We start from the raw sequence: 17,391 nt of genomic DNA, 5'->3' as shown, positions 1-17,391 counted from the left end.
CTGGCTACCCGCATGCCCCGTAGGGCCTGCCCTTCGTGCGCAGAGGCTCGCGGGTCGAGAGTGGCGATAGCCATCACGTAGTGACGCCGCAGGCGCCTTTGACGCGTGAGGGGCGCACGAACACAATGCAGGCCAATCCATACCAGGGCCACGCGGCCAACCGTCGCGATAACCACCGACCTCCCCGCGGCTTTCGTTCAGCAATTCACTCGCACCTGGTGAGAGGCCAGGTGATCGGGCTGGAAGGCCGAGTGTTCCGACTGACCGGATAGCACTCGGTGACCGGGCACGCATGTCCGGCAGGCTGGTCTATGAGGCAAGCGAGCCAAGCTCGTACGGCAGCACCGTATGAGAGTCGACGTGCTGGGAGCCGTCGATCGGACAGATGCCGGCCGAATCGTGCTCGGAAATTCCGTTCAGCAATTCGGGCCGGACCTCATCGCGTCCCGGTCACCAGCTCGGTTCGGTGCTGTCTGAGCTGTCAGGAGTGGGGCAGCCTGCTGATAGCGCGTGCACGCCGCCGACGTGCCGACGCGCCGGGCGGTGTGGTACGAGCAAGACCCGCTGCGCGTCGTCGCGCTGCGCCGGCCCGCGCGCGCGCCGCCGCAGGCGCCTTGACAGGGGCTCGTGGTGGCGCGCCCCAAGTCGCAGGCCGGTGTCCGTACGTTGACGGTCCCGGAGGCGATCAGGCGCGATGTCCTGGCGTACTTCCTGAAGCAGTTCCAGCGCCTGAGTGGCACGTGTGTGGCACGGGGGGCTCTTCGGGAGCGTTCCGGACAGATCGATAGAAACGACAAATCCCCCGGATGACCTGGGGGGTTTCACTTTTGAGCCGATGACGGGAATCGAACCCGCGCTGTCTGCTTGGGAAGCAGAAGTTCTACCATTGAACTACATCGGCGTGCGCTCTTGGAGCGCGTTCGCGACTCTATCAGACCGGGTGGTAAGCCGGTCAATTCTTTCTCGCGAGTGGTTAGGCGTAGCGGTAGAGGACTGTCGCGGTGCAGGTGGCGGCGGAGAGGGCCAGGAAGGCCAGGGGCTGGGAGAGGGCGTGGTCGCCTACGCGGAGGTGGGCGATGACGGCGCCGATGAAGTAGAGGATCAGGCCGGCGGAGGCGGCCACGCCGACGGGTGGGAGGACGAAGCCGGTGAGCAGGCCGAGGGCGGCGGCGCCCAGGCAGGTGGCGATGGGGAACATCCAGGAGTGGGGGACGCCCACCTTCGCGGCGGCCGCGACGGGGATGGGGTGGTGGGTGTAGCCCATCCAGGAACCGGCGGCCATGAGCAGGGCGGTGAGTGCGGTGAGGGCGATGTAGAGCGCGAGCATGGTGAGGCCTTTCGGGGATCAGGAACCGGTCGAGACGAGCACGGCCGCCCAGGTGACGTAGGCCGCGTTGACGCCGACGGCCGCGGCGGTCGCGCCGCGATCGGCACCCGCGCGGAACAGTCGGGCGACCCACAACACGAGGTAGGACGACAGCAGCGCCAAGGCCATCCAGATGCCGAATGTCCTGGTCATCGGTACTATCGTGGCCGCACCGATCGCGATCTCGACGACGCCGCTCGCCGCCACCAACAGATCCGGGCGCGGCAGGGCGGCGGGCACCAGCGACCGGTAATACGCGGGGGCGAGGAAGTGGGAGACGCCGATCGCGATGAGGAAGCCGCCGAGCGCGATCGCTGCGATAGCGTGCATGAGGTGAGCATGGCGCCGGAGCGGCTGTGGCGGCTTGAACGAAACGATCGCCGGGTGGTTTTCGCCAGCGGCGAGTCGGCCGCGCTGTTCGCCCGCACCGATGACGGGATGGTCGGAGCGCATCGGCATCCGGTGTGGAAACTCGTTCTGCCGCTGGGGAACCGGCCCGTCGAGATCCACGATGAGACGGGGTGGTTCGAGGCCCCCGCGCTCGTCGTGCCGCCACAGTGGTGGCACGCGTGCACGGTGCGCGGCGGGGTCGTGCGGATCTCACTGGATGTGCAGGTGCTGGCGATGCGGGCGGGCCCGGTCGCACTGTCGGCGCGCGACAGGCGACGCCTGCTCGACGCGCTCGGCATGGGCGACGACCTCGCCGGCGCCCCTGACCTCGCGGCGCTGCGCGCCGAGGCCGTGGCGCTGCTCGGCTCCCGCGTCGGCCTCGATCCTCGAGTCGTGCGGGCACTCGACCAGCTCGATGCCGCGGCCTCGGTGGCCGAGCTGGCGGGTGAGGTCGGGCTGTCCGCGCCGCGCCTGCGCAGTCTGGTGCGCACGGAACTCGGCGTTCCCCTGGCGCGGCTGCGGCGGTGGGAGCGGTTGCGGCGGGCGGTGATCGCACTGCCCGGCGGCTCGGTGGCCGACGCGGCGGCGGGCGCGGACTTCGCCGATCAGGCGCATCTGGCCAGGACCGCACGGGAGTTGGCCGGGCGCACGCCCTCCTCGCTGCTGATCTGAGCGCGATTCCGGTCTGTGCGGCGGTCGCGCGTTCTACAGTTCGTCGACGGGTTCCGCACAGGTTGGTCAGCGGTGTCGTGTGGACCCGGCCCGGCCGCGTTCGCGCGGCGCAACAGGTTCTCCGGCTCGGTATTTCGGCTCGGTGTCCGCGGGCCGTCGGGCCGGGACGACGAAAGGCTGACTGCATGAAGCGGATTCTGTTCGTTTCGCTGATCGCGACGGTGACGGCGCTCGGGGCCGCGTGCTCCGACGACTCCGGGTCCGACACGGGGACCACGAGCAAGACGACCACCACGACCCAGACCACCAGCGCGGAGCACCACGATCCGGGACATGGCGACGAGGGCCATCAGCACCAGACCTCACCCGCGCCGGGCCCGAACATGATGCCCAACCCGAACGGCGACGGCACCTGGGTGCCGTGCGAGGGGACCATCTGCACCAACCCGAACCACGGCGCGGGACCGGACGGCGACCAGACCACGCCGCCCCCGGTCACCAGCCCCGGGCCGCTGCCCGGCCCGAGCGAGATCGTGAACCCCACCACCCCGGCACCGCTGACCGGACCGAGCGACCTCGTGAACCCGACCGTTCCCGCGCCGTCCGGTCCGAGCGGCATCGTGCAGCCGACGCCGTAGCGCGCCGAGCGCGAATCTTGCGGTGTCGCCGACCGGCCCGGAGCGGCGGAGTCGGTCGCGCGCGGACCCGTGGGGCGATCGGTCGCATCCCCGCCACCGATCGCCCCTCGCCCGCCCTCGGAGGGGTGGGGCCGGTCTACCTGCGGCATCGCCCTGCTTACACTGGGCGCGTGCTGCTCTCCGATCGCGATATCCGGGCCGAGATCGCCGCTGGGCGTCTCGGTGTCGAACCGATGTTGGAGTCGATGGTGCAGCCGTCGAGCATCGACGTACGCCTCGACGGACTGTTCCGGGTGTTCGACAACAGCCGCTACACCCACATCGATCCGGCCCTGCAGCAGGACGACCTCACCAGCCTGGTCGAACCCAAACCGGGGGAGCCGTTCGTGCTGCACCCGGGCGAGTTCGTGCTCGGCTCCACGCTCGAGGTGTGCTCGCTGCCCGACGACCTGGCCGGCCGCCTCGAGGGCAAGTCGAGCCTGGGCCGGTTGGGCCTGCTCACGCACTCGACCGCGGGGTTCATCGACCCGGGGTTCAGCGGGCATATCACTCTGGAGTTGTCGAACGTCGCGAATCTGCCGATCACGCTGTGGCCGGGGATGAAGATCGGCCAGCTGTGCCTGATCCGGCTGAGCAGCCCGGCCGAGCACCCGTACGGCAGCGCCGCGGCCGGGTCGAAATATCAGGGGCAGCGCGGGCCGACGCCGTCGCGGTCGTACCTCAACTTCCCGCTGCCGCCTGCCTCGCTCAACGCCGTAGAGACCCGCTGACCGGTCACCGACAGCGCCAGGTGCAGCACCAGCGACAGGGGCGGTAAGACGTCCCTGGCGACGGGCGGACGCACCCAGTGGCACCCCTCCCTGCTCCAGCGGCCCAGGCTGGTCGGCAGCATGACCGCGCTGCCGACGCCGGGGACATCGATATCGAGCCCGGCCAGCTCGGTGGCCACCTCGGCCGGCGGTCTGGCATCGGGTTCGGCGAGCAGACTCCAGCGGATCTGCCTGGCCAGCACCGGACCCTCCCGGTGCTGCTCCCGTAGGGCCGCGAGCACCAGCTCGGCCCGCGTGGTCGGCAGATGCACCACACACAGCCGATCGGTGATCGGCAGCATCACGAAGCCACCGCGCTCGCGAACGGGTAGCCCGAATTCGCGCTGGTAGCAAGACACCCAGTCATCGACAGTCCTGGCTTCCACCTGTCCAGGATCTCCCTTTTCGCACGTCCGCGGCCACTGCCCCGCACCGCCCTTTCACTGCCTCAGGCAACCGATTCGGTCAAGATTGTGGTGTGTCTCACTGTGTCCCTCGTACTCTGGAGGAAGTTGTCCGTCGGATGAGGTGACGCTGTGGTCGGGGAGTGGACGGGAAGAGAAGCCAGAGCACTTCGTGATGCCAAACGAATGAGCATCCGGGAGTTCGCGGCTCATCTCGGCGTGCACGAACGACTGGTGTCCAAATGGGAGGCAGGCGGCGCGCGTGTGCGGCCGCGGCCGGTGAATCAAGCAGCGCTCGACACGTCGCTCGCGCGTTCCGACGACGTGGTCCGCGCACGTTTCACGACGCTGCTCGCGCCCGCGGGAGGTGACGTCGACCTGCTCGCTTTCGTCGACGCCGGGGCGAGCAAAGGCGCTGTGCCCGAGGTGATGTCGGAGAGGGAGTTGATCATGGCGGCTGCGCACGAGGCGAGCGAGCACGCGGCCGCCGCGGAGGGCACGAATGTCGGCGCGACCACGCTGGCCCAGCTCGACGCGGATGTCCGGCGGATCGCGAACGAGTACGTGCACGCCGCGCCGGCGCCGATGATGGTCGAGATGCTGCGGGTGCGGCGGCGGGTGTACCGACTACTCGACGGGCAGCAGAAACCGGGCGACACCAGTCACCTGTACCTGCTGGCCGGAACGCTGTCGGGCCTGATGGCCAACGCGAGCACCGACCTCGGCTATCTCGACGCCGCGGGCGAACAGATCAGAGCCGCATGGGCTTACGCGGAACTGAGCGGGCACAACGGCTTACGCGCGTGGACACGGGGCATGCACGCGCTGATCGAGAACTGGTCGGACCGGCCGCGCAACGCGGTCCAATTGGCGCGCAGCGGCCAGGAATTCGCCGGCGCGGGCATCGGCCGGGTGCGTCTGCTCAACATCGAGGCGCGGGTGTGGGCGCGGCTCGGCAGCGACACCGAGACCGATCGCTGCCTGCGCGCGGCCGAGACCGCGGCCGGTGACGTGCGCGACGAACTGCACGACGAGATCGGCGGCGTGTTCGGCTTCCCCGAACCCAAGGCGGCCTACTACGCGGGCGCCACCTGCATCCAGCTCGGCCGCGCCGAACAGGCGCTGGCCGCCACCGAGCGCGCCATCACCCTCTACAGCGGCGGCCCCGCCCGGCAACGCTCCTACGGCGCCGAATCGCTGGCCAGGGTCGACAACGCCGCCGCGCACCTCATCAACGGCAGCATCGACGGCGCCGCCGACGCCCTGCGGCCCGTCCTCGGTCTGCCCGAGGACCTGCGCATCGCCCAGCTCGGCGAGAGGCTGGTCGGCCTGCGCCGCCGCATCGCCGCGCCGACCTATCGCGACGCGGTGGAAGCGCGCGGCCTCGACGAGCGCATCGAGGAGTTCTGCGTCGCGACCGCCGCGCTCAGCAGCCGTCCCACCTAGGGCATCCCTAATTCGTTTGCGGCCGGATGGCACCATGGTCGGGTGAGTCCGAATCAGTCGCCGCATGTGCCTCCGCGCGTTCTCGAGCAGTCGAAGAAGCTGCAGAACGTGGTCTACGAGATCCGTGGGCCGGTACACGCACACGCGGCACGGCTGGAGGCCGAGGGGCATCGCATCCTCAAACTCAACATCGGCAACCCGGCCCCGTTCGGCTTCGAGGCCCCCGATGTGATCATGCGCGACATGATCGCCGCCCTGCCGTACGCGCAGGGGTACTCCGAGTCCAAGGGCATCCTGTCGGCGCGGCGCGCCATCGTCACCAGGTATGAGCTGGTGCCGGGCTTCCCCGAGCTCGACGTGGACGACGTCTACCTGGGCAACGGCGTGTCCGAGCTGATCACCGTCACCATGCAGGCGCTGCTCGACAACGGCGACGAGGTGCTGATCCCGGCCCCCGACTACCCGCTGTGGACCGCCATGACCAGCCTGGCCGGCGGCACCCCCGTGCACTACCTGTGCGACGAGGCGAACGGCTGGCAGCCCGATATCGCCGACATCGAAGCCAAGATCACCGACAAGACCAAGGCCCTGCTGGTGATCAACCCCAACAATCCGACGGGTGCGGTGTACTCGGCGGAGGTGTTGCAGCAGATCGTCGACTTGGCGCGCAAGCATCGGCTGCTGCTGCTGGCCGACGAGATCTACGACAAGATCCTCTACGACGACGCCAAGCACATCTCGCTGGCCTCGCTCGCGCCCGACCTGCTGTGCCTGACCTTCAACGGCCTGTCCAAGGCGTACCGGGTGGCCGGGTACCGCGCGGGCTGGCTCGCGATCACCGGCCCCAAGGACCACGCGGCGGGTTTTCTCGAGGGGATAGACCTGCTGGCCTCGTCCCGGTTGTGCCCGAACGTGCCCGCCCAGCACGCCATCCAGGTGGCGCTCGGCGGACACCAGAGCATCGAGGATCTGATCCTGCCCGGCGGGCGCCTGCTCGAGCAGCGGGACGTGGCCTGGGAGCGGCTCAACATGATCCCCGGCGTCTCGTGTGTGAAGCCGCGCGGCGCGCTGTACGCGTTCCCGCGCCTCGATCCGAACGTGCACGAGATCCACGACGACGCGAAGCTGGTGCTCGACCTGCTGCTGCAGGAGAAGATCCTGATGGTGCAGGGCACCGGGTTCAACTGGCCCGACACCGATCACCTGCGGATCGTGACCCTGCCGTGGGCGCGGGATCTCGCGGTGGCGATCGAGCGGTTCGGAAACTTCCTGGCCAGCTACCGTCAGTAGTGGGTTGAAACAGACCCCAGGTTTGGAATCTCGGACATTTTGAAGATGTACTAGTGCAAAAGTCCGAGTTTTGTGTACAGTAGTCCTCGGCGCTTCGGCGCCCGGCCCGGTTGTCTACCCCCCCTGGACAACCGAGAGCCCTAGGTACGAGCGCCTACCCCCCTGGGCGCCGGCCACCAGGCGGCGGAGACATCCCCCTGCTCTCCGCCGCCTGTACCTCGGGAGCGTGATCGCCTCGAGTCGTTCTTGAAAACGATATCGCTTAGTGTTTTGGCCGTGAGCGATCATCATCACCACCACCACGACCACTCGGGTCCGATTGCCATCGGGGCCACCGCCGCGAAGGTCGTCGTCGGACTGCTCAGCGTCATCGGGGCGGTGGTGCTGATCGCGACGGTGCTGCTCTGGCCGGGCGCGCAGCAGGTCGAGATCCCCCTGCCGATGCAGACCGCCACCGGCGGCGCCGTGCAGACCGAGGCGGGCACTGTCGTCCTGCAGGATGTCGGGCCGTGTGGAAGCAGCTCGCTCGGCCGGGTCTTCACCGATCAGCCCGCGGCGCCGCGCAACGCCGCCTACACCTGTCAGCGCAGCGTCATCCGGATCGATTCGGGCCCGGACAAGGGGTCGAAAACCCTGTTCGAGATCGCGCCGGGGCCGGGTCAGCCGGATCTGCGGGCCGGTGACGAGATCCGGATCGTGCGCGCCGCCGATCCCAGCGGCAGCACCATGTACGCGTTCGAGGACTACTCGCGCGGGCTGCCGCTGCTGGTGATCGTGCTCGCGTTCGTGGTGGTGATCTGCGTGGTCGCGCGGTGGCGCGGGTTCAGGGCGCTGCTCGGGCTGCTGTTCGCGTTCGCCGTCGTCGTCATGTTCCTGCTGCCCGCGCTGCTCGACGGCAAGCCCGCGATCCCCGTCGCACTGGTGTCGGGCGCGCTGATCCTCTACGTGGTGCTCTATCTCGCGCACGGACTGAATCTGCGGACGAGTTCCGCGCTGCTCGGGACACTCGCGTCGATGCTGGTGGCGGCCTTCCTGTCCTGGCTGACGCTGGAGGTCACCAACCTCACCGGGCTGTCCGAGGAACAGAACACCAATGTGGCGACCTATCTCGAGCACGTGAGCATCACCGGACTGCTGCTGGCCGGATTCATCATCGGCTCGCTCGGTGTGCTCAACGACGTGACCATCACCCAGGCCTCGGCGGCCTTCGAGCTCGCGGCGCTCGACGAGGGCGCGTCCCGGCGCGAGATCTTCACCGCCACCATGCGCGTCGGCCGCGACCACATCGCCAGCACCGTCTACACGCTGGTGCTCGCCTACGCCGGCGGCGCGCTGCCGCTGCTGCTGATCTTCAGTGTCGCCGGGCGCTCCATCACCGACGTGCTCACCGGTGACGCGGTCGCCATCGAGATCGCCCGGTCCGCCGTGGGCGGTATCGCGCTGGCCCTCTCGGTGCCGCTCACCACCGCCATCGCCGTGCTGCTCGCCCGGCCGTTCGGCGCCGACAAGCCCGCGGAGGCGCCGCGCCGGGCCAGGCACGCCAGGAACTGAGCTAGCCGCCCGGCGGCGGGAAGCCGGGCAACACCACTGGCGGCAACGTCGGGACCACGATCGGGGGCAGGCCCGGCACCACGGTGAAGGTGTTCGGGCCCTGCGGTGCGGGCGTCTCGGTCGTCGGCCCGGCATTCTGCTGCGTGGGCGGGGGCGCCGCGACCGTGGCGTGGATCGCGTCGGTGGTCGGGGGCGCCGCCGAGGACGGACCGGCCAGGGTCGGCCGCGGTGCCGACGACTCGGGGACCGCCTGCGAACCGTCGCTGGAATTGCCGCGCTCGAGTACCTCGGGGCCGTAGCCGAGGCCGAGGCCGATCGCGGAGACCACCACCAGCGCGCTGACGGTCAGGACGGCGCCATTGAGTTCGCGGCGGTTGTGGCCCGCCCTGCTGGTGAGGGCGCTCAGCGGACGACGGCGCGCGGGCGCCGTCAGCCAGGCGGGGGTGGCGTCGTCGGGCTCGCCCATCGGGACCGCAGCGGGTGCGGCCGGAGCCTGCTGGACCTGCGCGGGGCGGGCCAGCAGTGCGGCGCCGCGGGCCAGGGCCGTCTCCGGCTCCGGCGGCACCAGCACCGGCACGCCGATCGTGCGTTCCAGTACGCGCGCGATCAGCGGGATCCGGGCGCCGCCGCCGATCACCAGGACCGCCTGCACCGGCTGCTGCGCGCGGATGACGACATCGCGCGTCATCCGCGCCGACGACTCGATCGCCAGCATCATCAGCGCTTCGAAGTTCTCCTGCGTGAGCAGCACCAGGCCCTGCTCACTCGGCAGCGCCACCGCGTTGCTGCTGGACAGCTGCTCCTTGGCAGCGCGGCACAGCGCGTCGAGCTCGGCCAGGCCCACCGGGTCGGCCGGGTGCGCGATCCGGCCGGAGGCGATCTGCTGTTCCCTGATCAGCGAATCGAGGTAGTCGCCGCTGATGTCGCTGGTGCGCTCGCACTGATAGACGTCGCTGGTGCGGGCGTTCACCACGCTCACCGTGAGCCCCGAACTGCCGAGGTCGTAGACGGCCAGCGCCGAGACCTCGCGCATATCGGTGGTCGCGTGCGCGAAGTGCACCGCGGCGACGGCTTCGGGAACCAGCTGATAGTTGGTGAGCTGACGGCGAGCCATCGCCGCCCGGATCGCCCTGGCCTGCGCGTCGCTGCGGAAGGTGACCGTGGTGGCCGTGATCTCGGGCGCGGCGGCCAGCGCGACGGCGATCGCGTCGGCCGCCGACTCCTCGGCCTGGTGCTCGGGCAACGAAATGGTCTGCAGGTCGAAGGAATACGGCGGGACGAACCCGTGTGGGCCGCTGTGGAGCGGGCGCGCGAGACGCACCGTCCCGGCCCCCACCGATACTCCCAGTACCGAACTCATCAGCTACCCATCTCGATCCCTACTGCACGACATGCGGAGCCTGCACACTCGGAACAATGTCCCGGCAGCCCCCGCTTGGATCGCCACTCTACGGGGTGCCGAGTCCGGCGTACACCCACCCGGCTGCGCGCCAGCTTGCGCTGTCCAAACAATTGCGGCCGTCGATGATCGAGCGGGACCGCACCACGGGGTCGAGGTCGGCCGGAGTCAGCGCGGTGAATTCGTTCCACTCGGTGAGGACCAGGACCACGTCGGCGCGATCGCAGGCCTCGGCCACCGAGGTCGCGTAGTTCAGGGTGGGGAACACGCGGCGCGAATTCTCCACGGCCTTGGGGTCGTACACGGTGACGACGGCGCCGTGCAGCTGGATCATCCCCGCCACGTTCAGCGCCGGGGAATCGCGCACGTCGTCGGATTCCGGCTTGAACGCGGCGCCGAGGACGGCCACGTTGGCGCCCAGCAGCGAGCCGCCGCAGGCGCGGGCGGCCATGTCGACCACCTTGGTGCGGCGGCGCATGTTGATGTTGTCGACCTCGCGCAGGAACGCCACCGCGTGGTCGGCGCCCAGCTCGCCGGAGCGGGCCATGAACGCGCGGATGTCCTTGGGCAGGCAACCGCCGCCGAAACCCAGTCCGGCGTTGAGGAATCGGCGGCCGATCCGGGCGTCGTAGCCGAGCGCGTCGGCCAGCATCGTCACATCGGCGCCGGTCGCCTCGCACACCTCGGAGACGGCGTTGATGAACGAGATCTTCGTCGCCAGAAAGGCGTTCGCCGAGACCTTCACCAGTTCGGCGGTGGCCAGGTCGGTGAGCAGGAACGGGATCTCGGCGGCGATCAGATCGGCGTAGACCTCGCGGATCTGCTGCTCCACCCAGCCGGCCCGCTCGCGCGCAGCGTCGAGGCCGAGGACCAGGCGGTCCGGGCGCAGGGTGTCCTGCACGGCGAAGCCCTCGCGGAGGAATTCCGGATTCCAGGCGACCTCGACGTCGACGTTCGCCGCCGCGCGGGCCCGCTCGCCCAGCGCCGCGGCGGTGCCCACCGGCACCGTCGACTTGCCGACGATCATCGCCGGGCGCTCCAGCATCGGCGCCAGCGTATCGATCACGGCGTGCACGTATTTCAGGTCCGCGCCGTACTCGCCCTTCTTCTGCGGTGTGCCGACACCGAGGAAGTGCATGTCGGCGTGGGCCGCGGCGTCCTCGTAGTCGGTGGTGAACCGCAGCCTGCCCGCGGCGAGGTTGCGTTGCAGCACCTCGTCCAGGCCGGGTTCGTAGAACGGCACCACCCCATCGGCCAGTTTGGCCACCTTGCCGGGATCGACATCGACCCCGACCACGTCATGCCCCAGCTCGGCCATACACGCTGCGTGCGTGGCCCCCAGGTACCCCGTTCCGAAGACTGTGCATCGCATGCTTCCGTTGGTAAGGCGCGCGCGTGGCTACGCCGCGTCAGCGAGGCAAGAGCGGGCGCAACATCTGGTGTACAGGGGGAGACGTCGAGCGTCCGCGCAGGTCGACGACAGTGTGGCCGGTCGGCGGGTAAGGGGGGTGACGCGCCGGACGGAGCTGCTCGCGGCTGCGGCCGTCGGCGTAGGTTGATCGGCATCCTCGTCGGGATCTCGGCGGCCTGAGATCCAGAAGACCGGCCTGTCCGACTGGCCAGAGAGGCGGGAGTGCGTGCGCCGAACCCTGCTCGTTCTCGGTGCGCTGCTGCTCACGGCCCTGATCGTGGCGGTCGCGCTGTGGCCGGTGTATGTGCGGCCGCGCACCGACGAACCGGTGCGCGCCGACGCGATCCTCGTCCTCGGGGGTGCCCACGACGGGCGTGAAGAACTCGGATTACAGCTGGCCGCGGCGGGCTACGCACCGCGCGTGCTGATCTCGAACCCCTACGAGCGCAGCCCGCTGGTCAACCGGATCTGCCACGGCGGGTACAGCTTCGAGGTCATCTGCTTCGACCCCAGCCCTCGCACCACCCTCGGCGAAGGCCGCGAACTGGCCCGCCTCGGCGCCGGCTGGACCCGCGTCATCGTGGTCACCTTCACCCCGCACATCTCCCGCTCCCGCTACATCCTCGGCAAGTGCTGGCCCGGCGAGCTCCTCTTCGTAGACCCGAAGCCCCACCTCTCCCCGGCCCGCTGGGCCTGGGACTACGCCTACCAATCCGCGGGCTACGTCAAAGCCTGGTTCCAGGATTGCTGAACGCGCTCACCGCTCATGTGGTCGGCAGCCGGTGATGCGGTTGGCCGGTGACCTCCGCGATCGTTTCGTAGTCGCTGTCGACGTGCATGACGGTCGCGCCGTGCACCTCGGCTGTCGCGGCGATGATCAGATCAGGGATCGGGAGCCGATGGGTACCGCGCTCGGCGAGCAGGCCTTGCACCGCGAGTGCCCTGTCCATCGCTTCCTCGGTGACAGGCAGCCAGACGAGTGCCCTCTGATGTCCGATCTTCGCGGTGTAGTCCGCGAGTGAGCGCGCCGAGTAGCCGATTTCGAGCGCGGTCAGGTGGCATGCGGCGACAAGGGCCCCGGGGGTACTGGTCACCGCGTGGAAATCAGCGGCCGCGGTCGGATCGCGCAGGACCCACTCGATCGCTGACTTGTCCGCCAGCATGAACATCGTTCTCAGCGCCAGGCCCCCTTCATCCCTTCTGGCGACAGGTCGGTGTCGGTATCGCGGAACTGCTGCAGCATCTTGGCGACAGCCCGCCGGTTCGCGACTTCACGCAGAGCCGCGTTGACCGTCGCGACCTTGGTTTTCGTGCCCAGCTCCTCCGCTGCGAGGGCGAGTGCGTCGTCGTCGATGTCGATCAAGGTACGGGACATCGCCCACCTCCGTATATCAAAAATCTACCCACAATGATATCAGCGATGTGTCCCGTCGGCGATGTGCTGGCCGTATACGCGAACGAGGCGCGGATCCGGGGATCCGCGCCTCGTTCGTGGTGTTCAGTTGTCAGTTCTTGCGGCCGGGGGCCTTCGCGCCGGACTTGAAGCCGAGGCCGCCGGGCTTGGCGGTCGGCGGGGCGACCGCGGGGGTGCCGTTGCCGTTGGCGGACTCGGCCTGGGGGGCCGGGTCCGCTTCGGCGGCGGGCTCCGCCGGGGTCTCGGGCTCAGGCGCCGGGGCTTCGGCGGGTGCCGGGGCCGCAGGGGGTGCCGCAGCCGCGGTGCCGGGGGCCTTCGGGCCGGGGCGCTTGAAGCCGGACTTCATGGCCAGGCCCTTGGCGGCGACCGTGGGCTTGGTTTCGGTGGGGGCCGAAACCGGCTCGGCGGGTGCTTCCGCTGCCGGAGCCGCGTCCGCTGCCGGAGCTTCCGCGGCCGGAGCCTCGGCGGCCTTCGGAGCGCCGGGGGCCTTGGCACCGGGGCGCTTGAAGCCGGACTTCATGGCCAGGCCCTTGGCGGCGACCGTCGGCTTGGACTCGGCAGGTGCCGAGTCGGCGGCCGGAGCGGCCTCGGCGGCAGGAGCTTCCGCGGCGGGAGCGGCCGGAGCCTTCGCGCCGGGCGCCTTCGCGCCACCCTTCATGCCGAGTCCGCCGCCGGGTGCCTTGGCGCCACCCTTCATACCCAGACCCTTGACTGGGGGAGCCGTGGTCTCGGCGGGGGTTTCGGCCGCGGTCGCCTCGGCCGCGGGCGCCTTCGCACCCGGAGCCTTCGCACCGCCCTTCATGCCGAGTCCGCCACCGGGGGCCTTGGCGCCGCCCTTCATGCCCAGGCCCTTGGCCGGAGCGGCCTCAGTCGGAGCGGTCTCAGCCGGAGCGGCTTCCGCGGCGGGGGCCTTCGCGCCCGGTGCCTTGGCCGCGCCCTTCATCCCCAGGCCACCACCGGGTGCCTTCGCGGCGCCCTTCATGCCCAGACCGCCACCGGGTGCCTTCGCCGCACCCTTCATGCCCAGGCCGCCACCGGTCGGCGCGGCCTTCGGTGCGGCCTCTTCGACCACCTCGGCCGCGACGGGCTCCGGTTCGGGTTCGGGTTCGGGTTCGGCCTTGGGTTCCTGGACCACGTGCAGGTTGGCCGAGAGTTCGGCGGCGTCGATGCGGGTGATCGAGTCCAGCATCAGCTGGGCGACGTCGACGACCTCGACGCCTTCGCCCTGGCCCTGTTCCTGGCGGGCGGTGACTCCGTCGGTGAGCATGACCCGGCAGAACGGGCAGCCGGTCGCGATCTTGGTCGGGTTGGTCGACAGGGCTTCGTCGACGCGGTCGACGTTGATGCGCTTGCCGAGTTGTTCTTCCATCCACATCCGGGCGCCACCGGCGCCACAGCACATCGACCGTTCGCCGTGGCGGGGCATCTCGACCAGGGTCGAGCCGGAGGCTTCCATCAGCTCACGTGGGGCGTTGTAGATCTTGTTGTGCCGGCCCAGGTAGCAGGGGTCGTGGTAGGTGATGTTCTGCGACACCGACGCGACCGGGACCAGCTTCTTCTGCCGCACCAGCCGGTTGAGCAGCTGGGTGTGGTGCACGACCTCGTAGGTGCCACCGACCTGCGGGTACTCGTTGTTGAGTGCGTTGAAGCAGTGCGCGCAGGTGACCACGATCTTCTTGCGGGACTGCTCGACACCTTCGAAGACGGAGTTGATGACTTCGATGTTCTGCATGGCCAGCTGCTGGAACAGGAACTCGTTACCCGCGCGGCGGGCGGAGTCACCGGTGCAGGTTTCCTCCGCGCCCAGGACCATGAACTTGGTGCCGGCGGTGGCCAGGAGTTCGGCGACGGCCTTGGTGGTCTTCTTGGCGCGGTCTTCGTAGGCGCCGGCGCAGCCGACCCAGAACAGGTATTCGTAGCCGTCGAAGCTGTCGGCGTCCTGGCCGAAGACCGGGATGTCGAAGTCGACTTCCTTGATCCAGTTCAGGCGGTCCTTGGAGTTCTGGCCCCAGGGGTTGCCCTTGTTCTCGAGGTTCTTGAACAGCCCGGCCAGCTCGGAGGGGAACTCCGACTCGATCAACACCTGGTAGCGGCGCATGTCGATGATGTGGTCGACGTGTTCGATGTCGACCGGGCACTGCTCGACGCAGGCGCCACAGGTGGTGCAGCTCCACAGGACTTCGGGGTCGATGACGCCGTGGACGTCCTCGGCACCGATGAGCGGACGCTCCGCCTCCGCGCGAGCGGCCTCGGAGATCTTGGCCAGCTTCGCCTCGTCGGGCTTACCGTCGGCGTCGACCAGACCGATCTCGTCGCCGCCGGGATCCTTGCGGCCACCGGCCAGCAGGTACGGAGCGGCGGCGTATCCGTGGTCGCGCAGCGACATGATCAGCAGCTTGGGCGAGAGCGGCTTGCCGGTGTTCCACGCGGGGCACTGCGACTGGCAGCGACCGCACTCGGTGCAGGTGGAGAAGTCCAGCCAGCCCTTCCAGGAGAAGTCCTCCATGCGGCCGACGCCGAGGTTGTCGACATCGGGGTCGACGTTCTCCATGTCCAGGACCTTGCCGTTGGACATCATCGGCTTGGCCGCGCCGAGGGCGACGCCACCGTCGGCCTCACGCTTGAAGTAGATGTTCGGGAACGCCGAGAACCGGTGCCAGGCCACGCCCCAGGTGATGTTGCGGCCGACCACGAACAGCCAGACCATGCCGGACATCAGCTTGACGAACGCGAAGATCGAGATCAGCGTGACGTTGGCCGGGATGATCTTGGCGATCTGCCCGGTGATCGGGTCGGTCCAGGTGGAGTGCCCGGTCAGCGACAGCACACCGGCCTTCACCAGCACCATGCCGATGCCCTCGGTGAGCACGACCCACTCGACGAAGTACGCCGGACCGAACTTCGAGCCGCTGAAGCGCGACAGGCGCGCGGGCAGGCGCGGGTGGTTCAGCTGGCGGATGATCATCAGCGTCGCGATGCCGACGACGGTGCCGACGCCGAGGATCTCGTCACCGAGGTGGAACCACCAGGTCTCGCCGATGAACGGCCACGACCAGGTGGGATCGAAGGTCTGCCCGTAGGCCATGAACCAGAACTGCGCACCGGCGAGGAAGCCGATCATGACCAGCCAGTGCGCCCAGCCGACGGTGCGGAACTTGTTCATCCGCGTGTGCGCGATGAACTCCACGATCATGGTCTTGAAGCGCGGGAAGAACGGTCGCCACCGATCCGGCGCGGACTGGCCGATCGTCACGGCCTTGCCGATCTTCCACGCGCCGCTGAGGAACGACGCCCAACACAACAGGCTGAGCAGTGCTCCAATCGTGCCCAACGTGATTGTCAGGGCATTCATGTCGCGACCTTTCTTTAGAGGCAACACGAGGGTCGTGGGCGAGCGGACTCACCCAGTTGGCTCGTATCGTAACCGGCGCTAAGTTACCGGCCAGTAACTACCGGTGTCCACCGTAGGATCGGCATTTGTGCTCTGACCTTGTTTACTGGGGCTTGACCTGGGATTTGCCTGTGAGCAATATCACATAAATGTTTGCTCGAAGGTTCCCATGTCTGCTGGTGAACACCGTAAACCGCGCGTGATCTGCGCCGAAGCTAAGGTCAGGCTTACTAGCTCGACCGAGATTGCTTCTGGCCACCCAGGTTTCGGTCCATTAGGCTCCAGCTGTTCTGTCTGCTGTGCCGGTCTTCACACTGCTCGGGGAGAAGTAAGGGACACCTCACGATGTGTTCCTACTTGACGGGTCTCGCATGTCGAGGATCGCACGCCGCACCACACCTGATGGATTGGAACCCGAATGAACTTCCGTAGGACCACTACGGCTGCCGCACTGGTTATCGGCGCGATGACCGTGTCGCTGGGGACTGCGCACGCTGAGCCTGTTCCCGCGGCTCAGGACATCAAGTACTCGGTGAAGCTGGTCGACAAGACCATCGTCGCCACCCTCCAGAACGGCACCTTCGCGATCGTCGAGCAGGACGGCGAGACCCCCGAGGCGCCGAAGACCAAGGTCGCCGAGATCAAGGACACCACGGGTGCGACCGTGGTCTCCCTGCCGATCGACTTCACCGTCAACGGCACCGACATCCCGACCAAGTCGGCGGTCACCAAGGACAACACCGTCCTCGAGCTGACCCCGGAGAAGCCCGAAGGCCTCCAGGTCGGCACCGAGCCGGTCGGCGTGAAGCCGGTCCTCAAGGCCGACCCGATCGCCTCGGCGCAGGAGAACCAGAAGGCGATCAACGACTTCTCCAGCAAGTTCAGCATCGGCACCGCCATCGGCACCTTCGTCGGCACCGCCATCGGCGCCGTGGTCGGCTGCGTCTTCGGCCTGCCGCTGTTCGGTGTCGGCTGCCTCGCCGGTCTGCCGCTCGGCGCCGCTGTCGGCGGCATCCTCGGCATGATCGCCATCGGCGGTCCGACCATGCTGGCCGCGGGCATCGAGCTGCTCAACGTCATGCAGGCGCCCGAGGGCACCACCGTGTGGGCCGAGAAGCCGAAGGCTGTCGCCTCGGCGCCGGCGGGCACCCCGGCCAACTGATCCACCTCGAAAGGCCCCGCTCCGCGCACGGAGCGGGGCCTTTCGCGT

At 68.9% G+C, this 17,391-nt stretch carries 16 protein-coding genes and 1 tRNA gene; 8 read left to right on the top strand and 9 right to left on the bottom strand.

Going from position 1 to position 17,391, the window contains the following annotated elements; translation table 11 throughout:
* Nucleotides 1-830 precede the first annotated feature (830 nt).
* From DFR69_RS12355 to DFR69_RS12345, 3 genes are all read right to left on the bottom strand, one after another.
* A tRNA-Gly gene (locus DFR69_RS12355) sits at nt 831-901 on the bottom strand.
* A gap of 72 nt (nt 902-973) precedes the next feature.
* Nucleotides 974-1,327: a DoxX family protein gene (locus tag DFR69_RS12350; protein WP_110037673.1), complete on the bottom strand. Its 354-nt coding sequence runs from the start codon at nt 1,325-1,327 to the stop codon at nt 974-976.
* Nucleotides 1,328-1,345: 18 nt separating this feature from the next.
* Complete coding sequence (locus DFR69_RS12345) at nt 1,346-1,696, bottom strand: DoxX family protein (protein ID WP_110037672.1); 351 nt, start codon at nt 1,694-1,696, stop codon at nt 1,346-1,348.
* Between the two features lie 54 nt (nt 1,697-1,750).
* Here DFR69_RS12345 and DFR69_RS12340 point away from each other — a divergent pair, with 54 nt between their 5' ends.
* The 3 genes from DFR69_RS12340 (at nt 1,751) to dcd (ending at nt 3,836) form a co-directional block, all read left to right on the top strand.
* The gene (locus DFR69_RS12340) at nt 1,751-2,428 is read left to right on the top strand and encodes a helix-turn-helix domain-containing protein (protein WP_244198223.1); all 678 of its coding nucleotides are present in this window, start codon (nt 1,751-1,753) and stop codon (nt 2,426-2,428) included.
* Between the two features lie 185 nt (nt 2,429-2,613).
* A complete protein-coding gene (locus DFR69_RS12335) occupies nt 2,614-3,066 on the top strand; it encodes a hypothetical protein (RefSeq protein WP_110037670.1) in 453 nt (150 codons plus the stop codon).
* Between the two features lie 170 nt (nt 3,067-3,236).
* The gene (gene dcd, locus DFR69_RS12330; RefSeq protein ID WP_110037669.1) at nt 3,237-3,836 is read left to right on the top strand and encodes a dCTP deaminase; all 600 of its coding nucleotides are present in this window, start codon (nt 3,237-3,239) and stop codon (nt 3,834-3,836) included.
* On the opposite strand, the gene DFR69_RS12325 is transcribed toward dcd, so the two are convergent.
* Nucleotides 3,749-4,261, bottom strand: coding sequence for a hypothetical protein (locus DFR69_RS12325; RefSeq protein WP_244198222.1), 513 nt, complete (start codon nt 4,259-4,261; stop codon nt 3,749-3,751). The genes dcd and DFR69_RS12325 overlap by 88 nt on opposite strands.
* A 204-nt stretch (nt 4,262-4,465) precedes the next feature.
* On the opposite strand from DFR69_RS12325, the gene DFR69_RS12320 reads away from it, so the two are divergent.
* The 3 genes from DFR69_RS12320 (at nt 4,466) to DFR69_RS12310 (ending at nt 8,566) form a co-directional block, all read left to right on the top strand.
* Nucleotides 4,466-5,725, top strand: coding sequence for a helix-turn-helix domain-containing protein (locus DFR69_RS12320; protein WP_110037668.1), 1,260 nt, complete (start codon nt 4,466-4,468; stop codon nt 5,723-5,725).
* Between the two features lie 42 nt (nt 5,726-5,767).
* On the top strand, nt 5,768-7,015 hold the full coding sequence (locus tag DFR69_RS12315; RefSeq protein ID WP_110037667.1) for a pyridoxal phosphate-dependent aminotransferase: 1,248 nt from the start codon (nt 5,768-5,770) through the stop codon (nt 7,013-7,015).
* A gap of 276 nt (nt 7,016-7,291) precedes the next feature.
* Nucleotides 7,292-8,566, top strand: coding sequence for a YibE/F family protein (locus tag DFR69_RS12310; protein WP_110037666.1), 1,275 nt, complete (start codon nt 7,292-7,294; stop codon nt 8,564-8,566).
* 1 nt (nt 8,567) lies between these two features.
* On the opposite strand, the gene DFR69_RS12305 is transcribed toward DFR69_RS12310, so the two are convergent.
* Both DFR69_RS12305 and DFR69_RS12300 read right to left on the bottom strand, forming a co-directional pair.
* Nucleotides 8,568-9,926 (bottom strand): DUF7159 family protein, encoded by a 1,359-nt coding sequence (locus tag DFR69_RS12305; protein WP_244198221.1) that lies wholly within the window; start codon nt 9,924-9,926, stop codon nt 8,568-8,570.
* Nucleotides 9,927-10,014: 88 nt separating this feature from the next.
* Nucleotides 10,015-11,337 carry a UDP-glucose dehydrogenase family protein gene (locus DFR69_RS12300; RefSeq protein ID WP_110037664.1) on the bottom strand — a complete coding sequence of 441 codons (1,323 nt, stop codon included), beginning with the start codon at nt 11,335-11,337 and terminating at the stop codon, nt 10,015-10,017.
* Between the two features lie 265 nt (nt 11,338-11,602).
* Here DFR69_RS12300 and DFR69_RS12295 point away from each other — a divergent pair, with 265 nt between their 5' ends.
* Nucleotides 11,603-12,127 carry a YdcF family protein gene (locus tag DFR69_RS12295; protein WP_110037663.1) on the top strand — a complete coding sequence of 175 codons (525 nt, stop codon included), beginning with the start codon at nt 11,603-11,605 and terminating at the stop codon, nt 12,125-12,127.
* A gap of 13 nt (nt 12,128-12,140) precedes the next feature.
* Here DFR69_RS12295 and DFR69_RS12290 read toward each other — a convergent pair whose 3' ends face one another.
* The 3 genes from DFR69_RS12290 to DFR69_RS12280 all read right to left on the bottom strand — a co-directional run bounded on the left by DFR69_RS12290 (nt 12,141) and on the right by DFR69_RS12280 (nt 16,142).
* Nucleotides 12,141-12,539, bottom strand: a complete 399-nt coding sequence (locus DFR69_RS12290) for a PIN domain nuclease (RefSeq protein WP_110038243.1) — start codon at nt 12,537-12,539, stop codon at nt 12,141-12,143.
* A gap of 11 nt (nt 12,540-12,550) precedes the next feature.
* Entirely contained in the window at nt 12,551-12,751 is a 201-nt protein-coding gene (locus DFR69_RS12285; RefSeq protein WP_110037662.1) for a type II toxin-antitoxin system VapB family antitoxin, read from the bottom strand.
* 130 nt (nt 12,752-12,881) lie between these two features.
* A complete protein-coding gene (locus DFR69_RS12280) occupies nt 12,882-16,142 on the bottom strand; it encodes a (Fe-S)-binding protein (protein WP_110037661.1) in 3,261 nt (1,086 codons plus the stop codon).
* A gap of 505 nt (nt 16,143-16,647) precedes the next feature.
* On the opposite strand from DFR69_RS12280, the gene DFR69_RS12275 reads away from it, so the two are divergent.
* Nucleotides 16,648-17,343, top strand: coding sequence for a DUF8020 domain-containing protein (locus DFR69_RS12275; RefSeq protein ID WP_110037660.1), 696 nt, complete (start codon nt 16,648-16,650; stop codon nt 17,341-17,343).
* Nucleotides 17,344-17,391 lie beyond the last annotated feature (48 nt).

Source organism: Nocardia neocaledoniensis (assembly GCF_003182135.1).
Lineage (GTDB): Bacteria > Actinomycetota > Actinomycetes > Mycobacteriales > Mycobacteriaceae > Nocardia > Nocardia neocaledoniensis.
This window is presented reverse-complemented; position numbering and strand designations above follow the sequence as displayed.

Bases quoted from the DNA above. Each gene is read 5' to 3' on its own strand.
- DFR69_RS12300 (WP_110037664.1), bottom strand. From the start codon at position 11,337: ATGCGATGCACAGTCTTCGGAACGGGGTACCTGGGGGCCACGCACGCA.
- DFR69_RS12335 (WP_110037670.1), top strand. From the start codon at position 2,614: ATGAAGCGGATTCTGTTCGTTTCGCTGATCGCGACGGTGACGGCGCTC.
- DFR69_RS12275 (WP_110037660.1), top strand. From the start codon at position 16,648: ATGACCGTGTCGCTGGGGACTGCGCACGCTGAGCCTGTTCCCGCGGCT.
- DFR69_RS12320 (WP_110037668.1), top strand. From the start codon at position 4,466: ATGAGCATCCGGGAGTTCGCGGCTCATCTCGGCGTGCACGAACGACTG.
- DFR69_RS12350 (WP_110037673.1), bottom strand. From the start codon at position 1,327: ATGCTCGCGCTCTACATCGCCCTCACCGCACTCACCGCCCTGCTCATG.
- DFR69_RS12290 (WP_110038243.1), bottom strand. From the start codon at position 12,539: ATGCTGGCGGACAAGTCAGCGATCGAGTGGGTCCTGCGCGATCCGACC.
- DFR69_RS12345 (WP_110037672.1), bottom strand. From the start codon at position 1,696: ATGCACGCTATCGCAGCGATCGCGCTCGGCGGCTTCCTCATCGCGATC.
- DFR69_RS12305 (WP_244198221.1), bottom strand. From the start codon at position 9,926: ATGAGTTCGGTACTGGGAGTATCGGTGGGGGCCGGGACGGTGCGTCTC.
- DFR69_RS12280 (WP_110037661.1), bottom strand. From the start codon at position 16,142: ATGAATGCCCTGACAATCACGTTGGGCACGATTGGAGCACTGCTCAGC.
- DFR69_RS12285 (WP_110037662.1), bottom strand. From the start codon at position 12,751: ATGTCCCGTACCTTGATCGACATCGACGACGACGCACTCGCCCTCGCA.